Here is an 18,101-nt window from a genome sequence, read left to right as displayed (position 1 = left end):
CCCCTGTGGCGAGGGCGCTTGCTCCCGCTCGGCTGCGCAGCAGTCGCAAAACCGAACGATGCGGTTTGCCTGAAAAAACGCAGGGGCCTGCTGCGCAGGCCAGCGGGAGCAAGCCCCCTCGCCACAAAAGCTTCTCTGCGAATACTCAGAAATCAACAGTCCCCGAAAACTTCACCAACCGCGGATCACCCTGCGAGAGGTAACCGCCGTTTGCCGAAGCCCAGTAGTTTTTATCGGTAATGTTTTCCACATTGACGCGCAACGTCAGGTCTTTCTCCACGAATTTCATTTTGTAGCGTGCGCCAGCGTCGAAACGGTTCCAGGTAGGCAAGCTCAGGTTATTGGCCTGATCCGCGTACTGCCCGCCAGTGCGCAACATCCTTGCGCTCAGAGCGGCCCCTTCGATACCCGGGATATCCCAATCCACGCTGGCATTGAGCTGGAACGTTGGCACGCCAACGGCGTGGTTGCCATCGTTGAGGCCGCCAGCGGTATTTTTGAGTTCCGACGTCATGCGGGTACCGCCGGCCATTAGCCGGAGGCCTTCGATTGGCTCGCCGAAAACGCTGATCTCCAGCCCTTTGTTGACCTGCTCACCATCACGCACATAGAGGTTCTGCGCGTTGTCGACGTAACCATCGGCAGGTTTCTCGATGCGGAAAACACCCAAGTTGGCACCGAAGGTTTGCATGTCCAGCTTGATGCCCGCTTCCAACTGTTTTGTGCGGCCAGGGGGAAAGGCTTCGCCCAGGTTCGTGATGTCGCTACCGGACGCCACCGGTCCATTTGCAAGGCCCTCGATCCTGTTGGCGTAGAGCGACACGCTCTCCACAGGCTTGTAGACGATGCCGTAGACGGGCGTGGTAATGGCTTTATCGTTGATAGTGCTACGACTGCCATCGTTTGCTGGATTGGCTACACCGTTTGAAGTGGTGCCGTCGTACTTATAGTTTTCGACACGCAACTGCTGACGACGAACACCATAAGTGACCAGCAACTTGTCATCGAACAAGCCCAACGTGTCGGAGATCGCCAGGCTACGGTTGCGGATTTTGCCGGTCACCCCGGGATCGCCCATTTCACCGCCAGTACGGGACACCGCAGTCGGCTTGGGAACCTGTGGGGTGTTGTAGAGATTGCTGTTCCCAGTGACGGAACGATAGAACGTGTAGGCGTTTTCCTGCTGGGTCCAGATCGTCGAGCCACCGATCGCTACCTGGTGGGAAACAGGGCCCGTGTTGAAGCGCCCGTTCAACCCGCCACTGAACGATGTGTTGTCTTCATTGTGGGGAATTTCCGAGCCACCGATCGTCGCGACACCGTTATTGCCGACCAGTGTTGGTGTGGCGTAGACCCCGGTTTCTCGGGTGTGCTTTACACCCCCAGCCAGGTAGGCGGTCCAGTTTTCGTTCAGGTCCCAATCGCCACGAACCATGCCGAAGGTGTCTTCGGTTTCGGAGTAAGTCCAGTCCTGGCCAAAATTGTGGCTCGCGTGCGGAGCCGTGGGAAGGCGGGTGGCGCTGCCGATATTCACAGAGTTACGCAGGCCGTTGATACGCTGTTTCTGATAGCCGAAATCGGTGGAAATGCGGAAGTCATCGCCTCGATAGTCCAAGCCCGCCACGAACAACTTGGTGCGCTGATCCTGGTTATCGATCGCTGTTTCGCCTTCGCGCTGGCTCAGATTCAACCGGGCGCCAAAGCGGTTATCCTCGCCGAATCGCTGTCCGATATCCAAATGCTCGCCAATGCGGCCATCGGTGCTGATGTCCTGGGTATAGCGACGAGTCGGGACATCCTCTGCGCGTTTGGGCTGCAAGTTGACGCCGCCCCCAAGACCCGAGCCCGTCGGACTGACACCGTTGATAAACGCGTTGGGGCCTTTGAACACCTCGACACGCTCGATCGCATCCGTCGACAGGATTTGGCGGGGTAAAACCCCATACAACCCGTTGTATGAAATGTCGTCGCTGGCAAGCGGCAGGCCTCGAATCACGAACACTTGGGATTGGTTACCAAACCCATAGGATTGACGCACCGACGGATCATTGAGCAGCACATCACCCACGTCTTCCGCTTGCTGATCTTCAATCAGCTGCGAGGTGTAACTGGTCATCACGAACGGGACATCCATGTTGTCCTGATTGCCCAGCACCCCCATCTGACCTCCCCTCGCCACCTGACCTCCAGCATAGGGCGTGGGTAGCGTGTTGGAATTGGGTTTGGCCGCACTGGCAGTAACGTCGGTTACGCCCAATTCAATAGGCTCTGCCGCCTGGGCAAGAAAACTGACCGAACAGCACGCAGCAAGCAACGTAAGACGAGATGGAAATAGCATGGAGTGAGTACCTGCGGGGAAACGGGGAGCCAATGCAGGCAATGCTAATGATTCGCAGATAGATTATCTATACCAATGGGCGCGCTGCCATAAAGATTTGGAAAGCGGTCCAGTCAGCCCAGACAGTACCCGTGGCGAGGGAGCTTGCTCCCGCTCGGCTGCGCAGCAGTCGCAAAACCGGGCGATGCGGTTTGCCTGGAGATTATCTCAACGAAAAAAACCGACGTTTTGCGCCGGTTTTTTGGTTCTTCTCGAAAGCCCGCTTTAACTGATCACCCCTTGGAACTGGCCTGCGCCGCTTCAATGATCAGCTCCGCCACTTTCCCCGGGTTCGACGTCATCACCACATGGGAGGCGCCCTGGACGGTGACGGTCTTTTTCGAACCTGCGCGTTCGGCCATGAACTTCAGGGCCGCCTCGGGGATGTTCTTGTCCGCCGAGCCGTAGATGAACCAAGACGGCAGTTTTTTCCAGGCCGGGTCGCCCGACGCTTCTTTTAATGCTGCCTCGCTGATTGGGCGTTGCGTGGCGGCCATCAGCGCAGCGTCTGCCGCTGGAACGTCGGCGGCAAACTGTTGGCCGAATTTGTCCTGCTGGATGTAGAGATCCTTATTGCCGTCGTCCAACTGTACCGGAGCGGCCAAGGTTGGCCCAAGGGTGCCGCCGGGGTAGCGACCGGACAGTTCGATAGCGGTTTCGCCTTTGTCCGGCGCGAAGGCCGCGACGTAGACAAGCGCCTTGACCCTGGGGTTGTTGTGCACCGCGTTAGTGATCACGGCTCCGCCGTAGGAGTGACCCACCAGGATCACCGGGCCGGCGGTGTGCTCGACGATATCGGCGACATAATCGGCGTCCTGCTTCACTCCGCGCAGCGGGTTGGCGGCTGCCACGACCGGATAACCTTGGTTCAACAACTGGGCGGCAACGCCATTCCAACTGGACGATTCGGCGAATGCGCCATGGACCAGCACGATGGTCGGTTTGGCGGCGTCGGGTTGCGCGGCGGTTGCGCTATTCAGGGTTGTCAGCGCCAACGCAGCGGTAATGGTGACGGCCAACAGCGATTTGATATTGAGCATGATCATTCCTTTTTTCATTGATTAGAGGGGTGACGCTGCAGCGATGGATTCACTTGGCCAGGAAATCCAACAGATCCTGATTGAGGCGGTCCTTGTGGGTGTCAGTCAGGCCGTGCGGCGCGCCCGGATAGACGATCAATTCGGCGTTCTGCACCAGCCTGGCGGCGGCATGGGCGGAGGCGTCGATCGGGACGATCTGGTCATCGTCGCCATGCACGATCAGTGTCGGCACATCGAACGCAGCCAAGTCGGCGCGAAAGTCCGTCGCCGAGAACGCCGCGATGCAGTCATAGGTGTTTTTGTGGCCCGCTTGCATACCCTGCACCCAGAACGAATCGATCAACCCCTGGGAGACGTTCGCCCCGTCGCGGTTGAAGCCGAAGAACGGGCCAGAGGCGATGTCGCGATACAGCTGCGAGCGGTTGTCCAGCGAGGCCCTGCGCAGGCCGTCGAACACTTCGATCGGCAAGCCGCCTGGGTAGTCTTCAGTCTTGAGCATCATCGGTGGAACGGCGCTGATCAGTGCGGCCTTCTTCACCCGATCGGTCCCGTGGCGGCCGATGTAGCGGGTGATTTCGCCACCCCCGGTCGAGAAACCCACCAGGGTGACATCGTTAAGGTCCAGGGTGTTGATCACAGCGGCCAGGTCGTCGGCGTAGTGATCCATGTCGTTACCTTCCCACGGCTGGCTGGAACGGCCATGGCCGCGGCGGTCGTGGGCGATCACTCGATAGCCTTGTTCGGCCAGGAACAGCATCTGTGATTCCCAGCTATCGGAATTCAGCGGCCAGCCATGGCTGAAAGTGACGACTGGCCCATCTTTCGGACCCCAGTCCTTGTAATAGAGCTGTACGCCGTCCTGGGTGGTGACATAGCTGCCGGCCTGGGCTTGGTTGGCTGCTTGAGCGCGGGAGGACTGGGTATTCATGGCAAGATCTCCTTAGGTCAGGGCTCGCCATTCGGGGGATCCGATGGCGAGTTGATAGGGAGAATTCTTGCAGCGGCATGTATACCGGAAATGTTCGACACCCGGCCGTTATGCGTTCTTTTGAGTCTGTAGATGCGCTGGATACAGTGGCTTACAAATGCATGGTAGAGGCTGCACTTGCGTGCAGCCAGCGTGGCCTACCGATCGATGCCGAAGTCGAGGGTCACGCAAAGACCGCCGCCGTCGCGGTTGCGCAGGCTCAGTGAACCACCAATGGCGACGGCCAACTGCTGAGCGATGGCCAGGCCCAGGCCGGTGCCGCCCGTGTTGCGGTTGCGTGAGCTTTCCACCCGATAGAACGGCTTGACCACCTCGGCCAGGACCTCCTCCGGGATGCCCGGGCCTCGGTCAAGCACACTGATCGAAACGCCAGCGTTCGTATCGCCGCTGATTTCCACCTCGGCGGTGCCGGCGTACTTCAGCGCGTTATCCACCAGATTCACCAGAACACGCCGCAGGGCATGGGGCCTTGTCTCGATCACCGCGCCGTTCTGGCCGCGCAGGCTGACCTCGTGACCAGTGTCCTGATAGTCGCACACCAGGCTGTCGAGAAAGGAGTCCAGGCTGATGCGGCAACTGGTCTCGGTCGCACCATGGACGCTGCGCGCATAAGCGACGCCCTCACGCACCAGATGCTCGATTTCGCTCAGGTCGTTGCCCAGTTTGTCTTTCTCGACCGAGTCGTCCATGAACTCGGCGCGCAGCTTCATGCGCGTGATGGGCGTCTGCAAGTCATGGGAAATGGCCGCCAGCAATTGCATGCGCTCTTTCAGGTAAGCGGCAATGCGCGCCTGCATGCTGTTGAACGCCCGGGCGGCGTAGGCCACTTCCCGTGGACCGGTTTCATCCAACTGCACCGGATGGGCGTTCGGGTCGAGGTTCTCGACCGCCTCGGCCAGGCGACTGAGCGGGCGTATCGCGATCCGCACGGCAAGCCAGGTGCAGCCGATCATCAACAGCAACTGACCGGCCAGGGCAAAGGGCAACCAGGGCGACAACGGCCTGACCGAGGGGCGCACATCGATGGTCACCGGGCTGCCGTCAGCCAGTCGCACCTGGGCTTGGAAATGCTGGCGTGGGCCCGGGATTTCGACAACCGTCAGGTCATAGTTGCGACCCAGCGAGACTTGAAGGGATTGCGCCGCCGTCGCAGCGAGATCGTTCGAAGTGAGTGGAATGCCAGGATCATGTTCGCGCAGCAAATAGTCATAGTTGCGACGCTGCAAACGTTTGGTCCACGCCAGGCGCTCGTCGGCAGGCAGACGATCGAGGATGGCGATGGAGGTCGCCGTGTCGTGTTCGAAATTGCCCAACATGGCGGTCTTGGTACTTTCGTAGCGTTCGTAGTACTGGGCTGCGAACGTCACGGCCTGGGCGAGTATCAGGCCGACCAGGAACACCAGCCACAGCCGCGAGGCCAGCGTGCGGGGCCACTGCAACGCGAGTTTCATGCCTGCTCCTCAAGCATTTCGACTGCAAAGGTAAAGACGTAGCCTTCATTGCGCACCGTCTTCAAGTAGAGGGGTTCGCGGGCGTCATCCAGCAAGCGCTGACGCACGCGGCTCACGAGCAGGTCGATGGAGCGGTCGAAGATGTCCGCGTCACGGCCCTGCGTCAGGTTGAGCAACTGGTCGCGGCTCAGGACCCGCTGGGGATGATCGAGAAATACCCGCAGCAGCCGGTACTCGGCGCCGCTCAGCGAGACCAGCGTGTCGTCTTCATCGAGCAGATGACGGGCGGTGGTGTCGAGGCGCCACCGGCCGAACTTGAGCAGGCGGCCGCTTTCGGTGACGACAAAATTGGGCGGCAGCATGCGGGTGCGCCGCAGCACGGCGTTGATGCGCGCGAGCAGCTCCCGGGCCGCGAAGGGTTTGGCCAGATAGTCGTCGGCGCCCATTTCCAGGCCAATGATGCGGTCGGTCTCGTCGCTGCGAGCCGTCAGCATCAGCACGGGAGTTGCCTTATGCTTTCCGGCGCGCAGTTCGCGGCACAGCAGCAGCCCGTCATCCCCCGGCATCATGATGTCAAGCACGATCAGATCCACCTGATTGGCTTCGAGAAAAGCCCGCATTTGACGGCCATCGGCGACCACGGTGGTGCGCAGACCATTCTTTATCAGATAGTTGCCGACCAGCTCCCTGATCTCCCGATCATCATCCACGATCAATACGTGATCGACATGTTCCATGCCCTGCTCTCCGAAATGCGCGCATCGATTTGCGCAGTGTGACGATGCCCGGTTGCCGGTTGGCGACGCACCGTCGTTCAGCTTGTCCAGCCCGAGATCAAGCCAGAACTAAGCAAAAACAGTGGCGATTGTATCGATCTGTATCGCAATTCACCTCAGATACGTACGCATCCAAGCACGGCGTTTCCCGACACAGCCGAGATACCTCACGGGCTTTTAATGAGCGCCATCGAGACAACAAGCATCGCCTCGAAAACGCCATCGAACTCATTGAAGGGAAACGACCATGAACTTGAAAACCATCGCTACTGCTTGCCTGTTCACCGCTCTGAGCGCCGGCGCATTACCCGCCATGGCCCAGGATAAAGTGGCAAGCGAAACCTACGGCTACAGCACCCACCTGGACATCGACAAAGTGATCTCGCTGACGGAGGACAGCAGCCAGACCTGCGGGTTGGTGAATGCGCAAATCACCTACCTTGATTCGATGGGTGAGCGGAAAGCCCTGACGTACCTGAAGCACGCGGCTAGTTGCAACAATGAGGGGAGCTGAGGGGTGGTTCGGGGGGGGTCGACCAGAAGCTGCTCGTTGCCAGAAGCCAAAACCGGCCCAAAAGCGATTATCTGATGCCTATCAAGTCGGGTTAATCGATTCGCTCATACCGAAATGACGAAAAGCCCTTCGCTGTTCGTTGGAACGCGAGCAGGTTTGTTCGGCTGCAAAGCCAGGATACTTGTGTCGTCCTCTGCTTTTTGCAGAGCAACACCCAGTTGTTGGTGTTCGTACCAGTAACCATCGCTGCAAAGGACCAGACTGGCATCCGCAGGAAAGGGAATATCCTGGCATTCCGGAACGTAGAAGCGCTTTGCATTCAAAGAGCGGGTCAGCATATGGCGGTACTGCAAAGCCTCCGCGTATGAGGCCGGCCAAATGGGCTGCTGGCTCAGATCATGCGGACGGGTCAGCCAATCGATATGACCGCTGCTCTGGCGGATGCCGGCCCGGCAATCTCCCACGTGCAGGAGATACAGGTGCTGCAGCCGCAGGTCGATAAGCGCGCAGCAGTAGCTGGCGACGGCATGCAGGTGCTGATGGCGCAGCTTATGCTGTTCGACGCGCATCACATCGAGCAGGCTGGCCGTACTCGGCGGCTCGTTGGCGACAAGTGCGTTTCTGACAATGATTTGGGCCCAGTGTCGCGCCAGGGCCTGACCCTCACCTCTCTCGGCTGCATCCACCAGCATTGCCAGCAGGAAGTGACCTTTTTGACCGACAGCGGCGGCATCATTGTTGCTTTGTGTCCGCCATCCTTGGCGGCTGCTCCAGTCAATTTGCGTCAAGGACGGACTCCGGCCAGTGACTCCAGACGTTCGAACAACAAATTTTCGCGATCTGAATCGCCTCTAGATTGGGCGCTTACCGCATACTCGAAATTGTTATCGTCCAGCAGCTTGGCGACTTCGTGGCTTATGTAAGTGCTGACCTCAACCTTGGCGCTCTGAATTTCGCCCAACAACTCGGAGCGCCCATCGACCAAGTGGAGAATGTCCTCAATGTCTCGGCTGGTTAGCGCATCGCCACGGCCACGGCCTTTCCAAGCCTCCAGTTTGGTGGCTACAAAGTAGACGGGGCTGACCAGATTGATGGTGGTTTCCGCATCCAGCTCGTATGGCGTTGCAGTGGCCATGGCGTCTTTGTACCAACGATTGCTGAATCCGAGGGTGTCGTCGTCCGGCATGAAATCGACGCGCAACTCGCCCAGCTTCATAGCGCAGATCGGTAGGTCATCCCCCTCGTCGTTCGGGCTGAGCCGAAAGCCTCGCAGGGAAAGCTGTTCTTGTAGGCGGACGAAGCCTATCGCCCCCATAACATGCACGATCAGATCGACATCTTCCGTACTTCGGACCTGCTCGCGGGTGAAGTCATCGGTCAACAGTAGACCGGTGGTACAACCACCAACAAAGGTCATCTGCTGGCACATATCGGGCCCAAGGGCCTTGGCAACCTCTTTAAGCATGTCTCGCAGGACATTGAATACGGTCATCGAAACTCCAAGCGCTCTTGCAGGTTTTTTGCTGCCAGATTGCTTTCGCGTGGCTGGCCGAGGCGTACTGCGTCGACCAAGGCGAGTAGCGCGTACATTTCCGGGTCCCTTCTCGCCGCGTCGGGCGCTGTCTTGAACAGCGGTTCAACCTTCATGCCCATGGTGTTGCCGCGTGCGTATGACCAAACCAGCGGGTGCTCTCCAGCGCTGAGAAGCTGATTGGCCAGCACAGGGGCGGCAAAGCTGGTCGAAATGCCACGAGTCAGTTCGCTGGGTCGAACAGGAAAAACATATTTCACACCGTAAACGATGAACTCCAGCAGCGCTTTAGTATTGACCCTGGGAACATTTAGCTTGCGGTCGTTCCTGGCCAGACCAATGTCCATACAGTGTTTGAGCGAGCGGTTTATCTGAGTCTTGCTGATGCCAGTCTGCATCTCCAGAGAGCGGGCCGTATAGCGTGAAAGGCTGATGATTCCGACATCCGGATCCAGCTCTTCTTCCGTTGCTCCCAAAGGATCCTCTTCAAGGCTCCTCCAGTCTTTCCAGTCATGCGGCCAGGCAGCCATAGCCTTCCCGCGCAATTCGTGTCGTTGCAGACAAATTAATTTGAGGAGTACGCCAATGTCTTGACCTTTCATGTCTACCTCGAACCATCTGTCCCAGATCCCGGGACTCGGGACAATTAGTTCATGTATTCATTTTGGAAGCAAGACGGTTTCTGAAAAAAGCACTTCATTGCCTATCCAAGTCAGAAGCTCTCCAGCAGCAAGGGCTGCGCGCGCAGTTGCGGTGAGGATGAGATTGGCTGGCCCGTCTGACGCCAGCGGTGGGTGCGTTTGCAAACCAAGCGACATTCGATTTTTTGCAAAGCGGGGCGCATGTGGCAGCAGTCGAGCTGTAGCTTCATAGCGCCTTGGACCGCCCGGAAAGCGGCCCAAGGCAAGGAATAATCTTTACACCAGCGAGCCAGCCACGCCGATCAATTGATAGAGCTCTTCTTCCGAAGGCTCGGTGAAGATGATGTTCAAGTTACGGTAACCGGAGTGGTCCCCTGCCAGGCTCAACTCGAATCGAGCCCCAGAGGCGTCAGCTTCATAGCTCTTCAAGTAAGTCAGGTTCTTGGCTTCATTGAAAATCACGTCCAACGTGCCGTTGTAACCGTTCCCCAGTCGGGAAAAGCCCAAGGCGGACAAATCGATCGTGTCTTCACCCACCGTATAGTCCATCAGGCGATCAGTATGGTTTTCGGTGGCGGTACGGTAGCTGTCGCTCAGGGCATCGAAGCGGAACACATCGTTATTGCCGCCACCCACCAATAGGTCCCGGCCCTCTCCGCCAACCAAGACATCATTGCCGAGCGCTCCATAAAGGCGATCGTCGCCCGCGAACCCTTCGATGATTTCGCCTCTAGCGTTGCCTTGTAAACGATCGGCCCCTTCGGTGCCCGTCAACCTGGCTTGCTGGAACAGGAGGTTGGTTTCATTCAGCGCTTGGCCCAAGTTACCGTCGAAGACCACTTCGAAGCGTTCCCCATCGGCGTTGGCCTCGAAACTCTTGAGGTAGGTCCGCGTCCCGCTTTCATTGACGCGTATCGCCAGCGTTCCGTCATACCCAGTGCCCAGCCCGAGGAAGCCCAGGGAGGAAAGGTCCAGCGTATCGCTGCTGGGGTCGAAGTCGGTGATTCGGTCGCTATGGGCCGCGGTTGCGGTTCGGTAACTGTCTGCGACTGATTGGTAATGGAACGTATCGGCCCCGGCCCCGCCCGTCAGCAGGTCACGACCTTGCTGGCCATCGAGCAGATCGTTGCCGGCCCCGCCAGAGATCGCATCGTCGAACGAGTCGGTACCGAGCAAGAAGTCATCATCGCGACCACCATCAAGGTGGTAATAGCCGTCGTCGGGATTGCCAAAGCTGTGGTCCAGGCTACCGTCGGGGTTCAACTGAACCAAGGCGGCCAGATAGCCGTCCGCGCTCGTCCCTTGGGTTCCGCCTATCAATAGCCTGCCATCGGCCAGCACGATCATGTCGGCGACTGCAAAAGGAGCGCTTTCCGAGCCCCAACGTACCTGGCCCTGATCACCGAAATCGGTGTCGAGCGAGCCGTCGGCGTTGAGTCGAATGACGCTCGCCACCCCGCCCAAGGCGCCCGCCAGCAGGATTTTTCCGTCATCCTGGATGACGAGGGCGTCGGCGTGAACATCCAGGGCCAGGCTGCCGCCGTTCGCAAAGCTGCTGTCCAGCGTACCGTCGGGGTTCAGGCGAGTCAGGGTAGCTTGCCCCGTGACCAAAACCTTCCCGTCTGCCTGCAGCGAAACATCGATCGTGCGGCCGGGATGAATGCCCAAGGACGCTGGCAGATGCAGGACCCCAGCCTCTCCAAAAGACGAAACCAAGGCCCCCGTCGCGTCGAAGCGAGCGATATAGATCTCCCCAGAGGGATACGCGGCGCTGGCGAAAAAGCTGCCGTCGCGTTGCACGGAGAACGACGCTTGCTGGCCTAGGTCTTCATTCCAGTAGAAAGGCACTGTCGCAGCGCCGCCGTTCCCGAAACTTGTATCAAGGCTGCCGTCAGCCAAGTTACGACTGACGCCCGACACCCAGGCGTCGCCTACTTTCACGTAGCGCGCCACCAGATAGCCCCCTCCCGGCTGCACGGCGCCATTCCCGCCGTCCTCGATATCGAGCGCCACAGGGAGCAGGGATTTACCGTCTCCGCTGTAATTGCGGTCCAGGCTACCGTTGGCATTGAACCGGACCAGGCTGGCGGTGAAACCCGAATCCTCTTCGCCCCCCAGCCCCAGGCGACTATAAGCGCCAAGCCAGATAGCACCGTCCGGATCGACCGTGATACCCGCGATCTTGTCCGAGCCCCATAAAGTCGTGGCGACCATGCCTGTGTTCCGCGCAGCTGAAGCGGCGGGCGAAATGCTCTGGCTCATGTCCATGCCTCCGATGGGTATCTGGGGGAAAAACTATAGACATGGCTTGGTCAGGCTGCCACTTAACGGAACGAAGGGCGGTTCTTGAAGCGTCTTTATCAGTTGTGCCCGTGATTGACTGTTTGGGAGTTGGACCGCTATCGCGAGCAAGCCCCGGATCCAGGCAGAACAAGCCGCCCGCAGCGCCAAAAAGACTCTCTCCTACAGCCCCCGCCTACAACCTCCATCAAGCTACGCATCCTTGCGCCTTTGCCTACAACTACGCCAGAATCCGCCCGCTTGTGCACCTTGTTCCTGGGTTCTATTGTCGTCTTGCCACTGCTCATCAGTGGTCGGGTTTAGTAGTTCGGTTAAGGATACGGTCGCATGAGTCTCATCAGTCGGGCATTGCCTGCACTCGATGGTGGCTGTGCGCATGGCGCCTTCGGGCGCGCCGGGTTTTCCGTTTTCCTACCGGTCTACTAACTTGCGCACAGCTGCCTCCCCTTTCGTTTAGTAGCGAGACGGTAGCGGCCTACTAACAAAGGAAACGTGAAAATGTTCAAAGCAACTCCAAATCCTCCAGATGCAGGCCCCACCCCACAATCCGCAAAATCCAAAGCCAAGCAGCAAGACGAAACCACCAAACGCGTGCTCGATCACTACTTGCGGCCGAAACCGGATAAATCCAAAGACGACCCTAAACCGGGGCAGCTGTACGCCGTCGTGAAAGGCCTCGATAACGAATGCCTACTCGCCAACCTCAGTGAGACGCTGGCTTCGGCTGATGCGATGGTGAGTGACCTGGCGTTTGATCTGGAAGGATCGAGGCGTCATGTGGCGCAGGGGATTCAGCAGTTGATTGAGTTGAGTTCGCTGCTGGCGAATCGGGTGTTGGATAATGTGGAGCCGCGGCAGTAGGTATATTTTTCCAATAAAAAACCCGGCGTTCTGCGCCGGGTTTCTTTTTGCCTCCGCCCTCCGAGAGCGACCGAAAACGGCCATTAGATGCCCTTCCCTAGCACTTAGATTGGTTCCCCTCTCAATCTGTCCGTCCGTTTTCCCGATTTTCTGCAGAACTAATTAGCCTTCATCGACCCTTGTCCGCCAGCCCTCCTAAGAACCCCTGCATCACATCGATTTCACCGTATTTGGCGCTCTAGAAATTGCTGTCCTCAACAATAATTTTTAGAGACGGGAACCCACTCAGCGAGAACATCCATGAAAGCGAATCACCTAGTGCCCTCACAGCATTCAGCCCGCCATCTGAATGTAGCTCGGCCGTAATGGTCAGGTTGACTAGCTTCTTTGGTAACTCGCGACCAGGCCCAGCAAGAGGCGCCATCGACAGCAGGTATGCAGCTTTGGCCACCTCCTCCAAAAAGGAGTAGACCAGCCCCGTACCACGACTGCTATTGGCGAGATACACCGCATCTAGCGTGACAGTGAGACAGATTTCGTCAGAGAACTCCATGCCGGAGAAACCCAGCACAGCAATGCCGGCCAGCGAACCTTTGGTCCACAGCTCATAGCAAGGACGACCGAGAAAATTCGAAGGCTGCAGCAAATCCCCTACTGGCCTTTTCCTACGAAAAAGCCCTTTGATCTGCTGGTCAGTGGCGAGGCGGTAAGTGACCTGATAAAGCTGATCGCGCCCTGAGTCCAGGAGGTGCGCACTGGCGGCCAAGCTGCGGGGCTCAGGCTCCGGGAAGACGAGATCACTGCCCTCATCCTCCAACTCTTCAGCTATGTCCGGAGAGGGAACGTCCATTTCTCATCCTTGGCTATCGACAAAAAAATCAGGCTGGTAAGGGGCATCGACACCCTGTATAGGCTGGAGACCCGCATGCTGTTATTTATAGGGATGGGGAGTCAACCCAGTGTGCCCTTCTGGCCGATAGCTGCCAGAGTCAGAGGCTTCTTAGCTGCACGATGTGAGTCGCATGAGCGTCTTGAGTTCGTGTGAAGCCGCAGCGCAGGTAAAAAGTGCTTCCCTCAAAAGTGTCGGTGTAAAGACGCACACTTTCAAAGTGCAAAGCGGCGTGGGCAAGCAAGGCGCTAACCAGTCGCCTGCCAATCTGTTGCCCCCGTGACGCAGGAGTCACATAAACACGCCGCAGCCTTCCTGTGCGGGTATGCGTGAACGGATCAACAGACAGAGCTCCAACGCCCACCAGTTGCCGGTCTAGATACGCTGCCATTAGGCATTCGCCTGGCGCATCGAAGCAATTGGTGCCTGAATACCATTCCGAAGTCAGCCGGGTGATAAACATGAAACCTTCTGCCACAGCCTCTTTCTCAAGGGCAGAAATTTGTGACGGCATGTGCGTAACCCGTTGAATCTCCATTGGCGGTCAGTCCTCCCTGATTGGGTACGAAGCTTCTGAGTTGCTAGGGATCTTGATGTGCGGACCGTGCGCACGCAAGCGGCAGCTATCGACCCAAAGCGGACATTACTAAGGCGCGCGTCGAGATTCGTGCCTCAGCCGTTCCGGTTTCGAGCTATTGCGTTGCTTGCGACAAAGCATGAATGACATCCGCGACCATCTTTTCGGCACTGTTCATCCCGTCAATCCGTAAGACCGGAGCGTTCTGCGTTGATAGCCAGGCCTCGTGCCACGCCAGGTTGCGTCCTGAAAAGTTCGGATCGTCATACTGCGAAGCCCATTCCCGAAAGGCCACATGTATCTCATGCATGTCACCACCCAGTGCTATCCGATCTCCAAAGCGTTCCTTTTCACGTACGGCCAGCCGGTCAAGGCGAACGGGCGTTGGTGTTACAACGAACACAATCATATCGACATGGGTAATCAGCGCTTCTCCCCACCCCATACAAGAACCGGTTAGCACCCAATCGTCGTCACCGAACTTTTGCTGGATCAATGACACGCGGTCACTGGGAGGTCGCTTGGTCGTAAAAGGAGGGTTAGTGGGCATCCAGAAATAATCATCGACATCGACCTGTCGTACACCGAGCAGAGTTGCGACGTGTTGACCCAACGTGGTCACGCCCGCGCACGAAGCACCTGTAATGTAAATCCGCAATTTTTCCTCCATGAATACAAGTCGGTTTCGAGGCAGGCAAGATATCTCATGCACGGTCAGGCCTCACTTTTTTCTGAGCTGTGAATGACCGCTTCTGGCCGTTTTCCGCCGGTCGCGAGAGGCAGAAAACGACCCAAAGCAGTCATTTGGCGAAACTTTAGACCGACGTGTATGGACCGGAGAGCAGTCAGCTCCCCTCACGCAGAACTTGCATGAGCTGCTCAACGACGACGGCTTCGACGGAGCCTTCACTGGACCCCGCCTCAAAAACAGCACAACAAGCCGATGCGTCGCCGTCGCAGAGATGGTAGACGGCAATGACGCTGCTCGGCCCGCAGCCAGTGTGCCCGCATAGTGAATACCCTCCATCAATCGCCCCCTGCATCACGCCTAGGCCATAGCCCGGCGTGAGCCAAGGGCGACCGGAAATCGAGCCGCCCAATGCTCGCGCTCTCTGCATTTCCTGAAGCAAGCCCGTGGAGAGCAGGTCCGCACAGAAGAGTCGATCCAGAAATAACGCTGCTTGCGAAATGTGGCCGATCAACAAACCGTGGTAAACCCAGGCGGGATCATAATTTGAGGAACTTCCAAGGTGGGTCGTTTGTAAGTCTGCTCGCGTTTTTGCAAAGCGAACGCTCGATAAGCCCAGAGGAGAAAGTGTGCGTTGAATTACCGCTTCATCAAGCTTCATCTCAGTCAGCCGTTCAATTAGCCTGCCGACAAGCAGGTAGCCGACATTCGAGTAACGCCAACCGTTTCCGGGAGTGTATCGGAGTCGAGCACCGTCAAGGCGTTGCATCATTTCATCGGCTGGCCAGGCTGGCTCACTGTTTTTAACGGCGGTGTGATACTCCGCAAGTTCTCCGTAATCAGCCAGACCGGCCTCATGCCGCAGTAACTGGCGTAGCGTAAAAGGCTGATCAAGAACGGGGTCATCCAATCCGACCAGCCCGTCACGCACCAACGATAGGGCCGTAGCAGCCAAGACTGTTTTCGTGAAACTCCACCACGGGACCATCAGTTCTGAGAGATCAGTCGCTTGTAGCTGACCATTTGAAACGAGTGAACTGAGCATTGGCTTCCTTGGAGTCTTAAGCAGATCGGCAGCTTGACAAGATACCTCAATCATTCTTCTTCGCCAGAGGCAAAAGTCAGCTGCTGCACTGCCCTGAACGACTGGAGATCGTTGCAATCGAGTATCAAAACTTTAAGGCATCACCGTACTCAGCTAGGGTTGTGCAACGTTCCTTTCGCGCCCTCATTCCCGGATCTCTCCAATGCCCCTTAGCACCATCGTTCTGTTTAAATGCCCTAGTTGTACACGCGCGAGTCGAACCTCGGTACCTGCTCCCGACACAAGCTGGCTTGAAGAGCCTTCCACTCGTAATACCGTGATTGACTGTGACACCTGCGGAATGCGTTACGACGCCACCGTGAAAAAAACTTCCTACAGGTACGAAGTCACGTTAGTGGATTATCAAAATGTGGAGGTATTTTCCAGTGAGCTCACAGATCTTTCCGATTCGCATGGCACAAGCTCTGATCAAAATAACGTTCGGACTACTGATGATCCGCTATTCGAGTTTTTGTCGAGCTACAGTCACATGACTGAGGTACTGCACACGTATGGCATTGGCGGCTCAGGACTACTCAAGAGCTCTGCGCCGGAAATTAATAAGCTGGTTCTATCTGGACTCATCAGCGCAATGGAGGCTTACCTCGCCAACACACTCATGACACTAGTGGCGGAAGAGGTAGGCGCGACTGAGAATCTTCTCTTGAAAGAGGAAAAATTATCTTCTCAGAAGCTCACCCTCTTTGAGGCATGGAATGAGAGCCTGACGGTAGAAAGACGTGTCCAAGATTATTTGCGAGATCAGATCTATCATCGGCTGGGAAAAGTTGAGCAGCTTTATGAGATTGCCTTCAATATCCAAGTTTTCCCGAACCTTGAACTTAAGGCACGACTTCACCGTGCGGTGACTCTTCGGCACGATATCGTGCATCGTAACGGGAGAAACCCTCAAGGCAAAGAACAGGAATTCTCGAGCATAGCGATCCTAGCAATGATGAGAGATATCCATGACTTTGTTATGCATGTAAATAACCAACTTTTCAAAGCGCTCATCGATCCCCAAGAGGAGGGTTCTGGGTCGCTCGCTGATCGGGGAAACGGGGGCAGACCATAATTATGAGAGAGTCCGATTACGGGTGAACCCAAATCTTGGTTTGTCCCCGGTTCGCCGGCAGGCGGCTATCGGCCCAAAAACAGTCGCTCGACGGCCTGCTAAATGCTACCTTCGAGCGAAACGCTAGGCTGCCCCCCCTGTTTCGGACTCCGTCGAACGGCGCTACGGTCCAATCATTCGAGTACGCAAAAATGAAGTACAACATCAGAAAGTACTCCACAAAACTGAAGAAAAAAATTCGCATCGGAAAAGACCCTAGAGTTTTAGTAGCCGCAATTTCGGAATTTGAGTTGGAAACTGACTCGATTACAAAAAATATCCTTTCAACGACAAAAACTAGCGTTGAGTGCAAAAGAGGATGCCACCATTGTTGCAACCTGAGAGTTGAAATTCTACCTCCAGAGGCTTTTCTCATCGCAGATCACGTCAAATCACTACCCGTCGAACGAAGAGAGCTATTGGTAAGTAAGCTACGCGAACACGCCATATACGCTAAAGATAAAACTTTTCATGCGTACAACAAGGCATGTGCTTTTCTGGCAGAAAATGGGGAGTGTCAAATTTATTCTGTACGCCCACATAAATGCCGCTCAAACATATCGACTAGCGTAAAGGCGTGCATTTCAACGCGCAACGCCGTGGAAGTCCAAGAAATAAAGCACCTCCACAACGTAATTACTACTGAGACAGTTAATAAATACAAGTCGAAAGGGTGCGTCATGCACCCGACCGAATTAACGCAAGGCGTTTTGGCCGCCTTAGACAATGAGGAGCTCCCTGAAAAATGGGCAAATGGCGTGCAGGTTTACGAGTTGCTACCGGAAAGAATAATGCTCTAAAAACCGTTTAAAATTGCAAATTACGCTTTTTCGCCAGCTAAAGCCTCAGGGTTAAAGGAGACGATTAAAGGGGACGAAGGGGACAGATTTATTTACTGCGCTGACTGTCTGCTCTGGTCGATTGTGTAGAAAAAGTCGACCACCGTTTCCACGGCAGAAAAGTACGCGCCTGGATTGAAATCTTTATTTTCAGCAGAGGGTTCCGGCTCAGATTCACATAACTGTGCGCAAGAAAGGCGTTTTCAGCAGTCAGTACGCGGGCCGCCTGGAACAACCGACTTTTTCAACACAATCGGCCGAAAGCAGACATCTGTTAAGAAGAACCCCTGCTAGTTTCCAATATATCAGCCAAACTGGATGGCTGTTTGGGCCTGCTGCGCAGCCCAGCGGGGAAAAATCCCCTCACCAAAGGGGGGTCGTGTATTGGTTGTTTGGCGGGCGGGTATTGAGAACGCGGTGGACTTTTTTT

General features: G+C 56.5%; 17 protein-coding genes. 4 read left to right on the top strand and 13 right to left on the bottom strand.

Going from position 1 to position 18,101, the window contains the following annotated elements; translation table 11 throughout:
- Window positions 1-145: 145 nt before the first annotated feature.
- The 5 genes from J3P82_RS00485 to J3P82_RS00465 all read right to left on the bottom strand — a co-directional run bounded on the left by J3P82_RS00485 (window position 146) and on the right by J3P82_RS00465 (window position 6,593).
- The gene (locus J3P82_RS00485) at window positions 146-2,338 is read right to left on the bottom strand and encodes a TonB-dependent receptor (protein WP_434563971.1); all 2,193 of its coding nucleotides are present in this window, start codon (window positions 2,336-2,338) and stop codon (window positions 146-148) included.
- Window positions 2,339-2,610: 272 nt separating this feature from the next.
- A complete protein-coding gene (locus tag J3P82_RS00480) occupies window positions 2,611-3,423 on the bottom strand; it encodes an alpha/beta fold hydrolase (RefSeq protein WP_434559853.1) in 813 nt (270 codons plus the stop codon).
- 43 nt (window positions 3,424-3,466) lie between these two features.
- Window positions 3,467-4,345 (bottom strand): alpha/beta fold hydrolase, encoded by an 879-nt coding sequence (locus J3P82_RS00475; RefSeq protein WP_434559851.1) that lies wholly within the window; start codon window positions 4,343-4,345, stop codon window positions 3,467-3,469.
- 197 nt (window positions 4,346-4,542) lie between these two features.
- Entirely contained in the window at window positions 4,543-5,856 is a 1,314-nt protein-coding gene (locus tag J3P82_RS00470) for an ATP-binding protein (protein ID WP_434559849.1), read from the bottom strand.
- On the bottom strand, window positions 5,853-6,593 hold the full coding sequence (locus J3P82_RS00465) for a response regulator (protein ID WP_434559847.1): 741 nt from the start codon (window positions 6,591-6,593) through the stop codon (window positions 5,853-5,855). The genes J3P82_RS00470 and J3P82_RS00465 overlap by 4 nt, the downstream gene beginning before the upstream one ends.
- A gap of 286 nt (window positions 6,594-6,879) precedes the next feature.
- Between J3P82_RS00465 and J3P82_RS00460 the strand changes: the two genes are divergently transcribed.
- On the top strand, window positions 6,880-7,146 hold the full coding sequence (locus J3P82_RS00460) for a DUF2790 domain-containing protein (protein ID WP_434559845.1): 267 nt from the start codon (window positions 6,880-6,882) through the stop codon (window positions 7,144-7,146).
- Window positions 7,147-7,250: 104 nt separating this feature from the next.
- Here the strand turns inward: J3P82_RS00460 and J3P82_RS00455 are convergent, their stop codons facing one another.
- From J3P82_RS00455 to J3P82_RS00440, 4 genes are all read right to left on the bottom strand, one after another.
- Window positions 7,251-7,934, bottom strand: a complete 684-nt coding sequence (locus J3P82_RS00455; RefSeq protein ID WP_434559844.1) for a hypothetical protein — start codon at window positions 7,932-7,934, stop codon at window positions 7,251-7,253.
- The gene (locus J3P82_RS00450) at window positions 7,931-8,638 is read right to left on the bottom strand and encodes a hypothetical protein (protein ID WP_434559842.1); all 708 of its coding nucleotides are present in this window, start codon (window positions 8,636-8,638) and stop codon (window positions 7,931-7,933) included. The genes J3P82_RS00455 and J3P82_RS00450 overlap by 4 nt, the downstream gene beginning before the upstream one ends.
- Window positions 8,635-9,279, bottom strand: coding sequence for a hypothetical protein (locus tag J3P82_RS00445; RefSeq protein WP_434559840.1), 645 nt, complete (start codon window positions 9,277-9,279; stop codon window positions 8,635-8,637). Before J3P82_RS00445 ends, J3P82_RS00450 begins: the two co-directional genes overlap by 4 nt.
- 315 nt (window positions 9,280-9,594) lie before the next feature.
- Complete coding sequence (locus tag J3P82_RS00440) at window positions 9,595-11,580, bottom strand: M10 family metallopeptidase C-terminal domain-containing protein (RefSeq protein ID WP_434559838.1); 1,986 nt, start codon at window positions 11,578-11,580, stop codon at window positions 9,595-9,597.
- 537 nt (window positions 11,581-12,117) lie between these two features.
- Here J3P82_RS00440 and J3P82_RS00435 point away from each other — a divergent pair.
- A complete protein-coding gene (locus tag J3P82_RS00435) occupies window positions 12,118-12,480 on the top strand; it encodes a DUF6124 family protein (protein WP_434559836.1) in 363 nt (120 codons plus the stop codon).
- 238 nt (window positions 12,481-12,718) lie between these two features.
- On the opposite strand, the gene J3P82_RS00430 is transcribed toward J3P82_RS00435, so the two are convergent.
- From J3P82_RS00430 to J3P82_RS00415, 4 genes are all read right to left on the bottom strand, one after another.
- Window positions 12,719-13,330, bottom strand: a complete 612-nt coding sequence (locus J3P82_RS00430; RefSeq protein ID WP_434559834.1) for a hypothetical protein — start codon at window positions 13,328-13,330, stop codon at window positions 12,719-12,721.
- A gap of 139 nt (window positions 13,331-13,469) precedes the next feature.
- Window positions 13,470-13,883: a GNAT family N-acetyltransferase gene (locus J3P82_RS00425; protein ID WP_434559832.1), complete on the bottom strand. Its 414-nt coding sequence runs from the start codon at window positions 13,881-13,883 to the stop codon at window positions 13,470-13,472.
- Window positions 13,884-14,061: 178 nt separating this feature from the next.
- On the bottom strand, window positions 14,062-14,604 hold the full coding sequence (locus tag J3P82_RS00420) for an ATP-binding protein (RefSeq protein ID WP_434563969.1): 543 nt from the start codon (window positions 14,602-14,604) through the stop codon (window positions 14,062-14,064).
- A gap of 187 nt (window positions 14,605-14,791) precedes the next feature.
- Window positions 14,792-15,679, bottom strand: coding sequence for a serine hydrolase domain-containing protein (locus J3P82_RS00415; RefSeq protein ID WP_434559830.1), 888 nt, complete (start codon window positions 15,677-15,679; stop codon window positions 14,792-14,794).
- Window positions 15,680-16,019: 340 nt separating this feature from the next.
- On the opposite strand from J3P82_RS00415, the gene J3P82_RS00410 reads away from it, so the two are divergent.
- Window positions 16,020-16,793, top strand: coding sequence for a hypothetical protein (locus J3P82_RS00410; RefSeq protein WP_434559828.1), 774 nt, complete (start codon window positions 16,020-16,022; stop codon window positions 16,791-16,793).
- Window positions 16,794-16,984: 191 nt separating this feature from the next.
- Entirely contained in the window at window positions 16,985-17,632 is a 648-nt protein-coding gene (locus J3P82_RS00405; RefSeq protein WP_434559826.1) for a YkgJ family cysteine cluster protein, read from the top strand.
- Window positions 17,633-18,101: the final 469 nt, after the last annotated feature.

The sequence above is a fragment of the Pseudomonas sp. Z4-20 genome, from assembly GCF_051131955.1.
Lineage (GTDB): Bacteria > Pseudomonadota > Gammaproteobacteria > Pseudomonadales > Pseudomonadaceae > Aquipseudomonas > Aquipseudomonas marvdashtae.
Note: the sequence above shows the minus strand (reverse complement) of the source record. Positions and strands in the feature narration are given on the sequence as shown.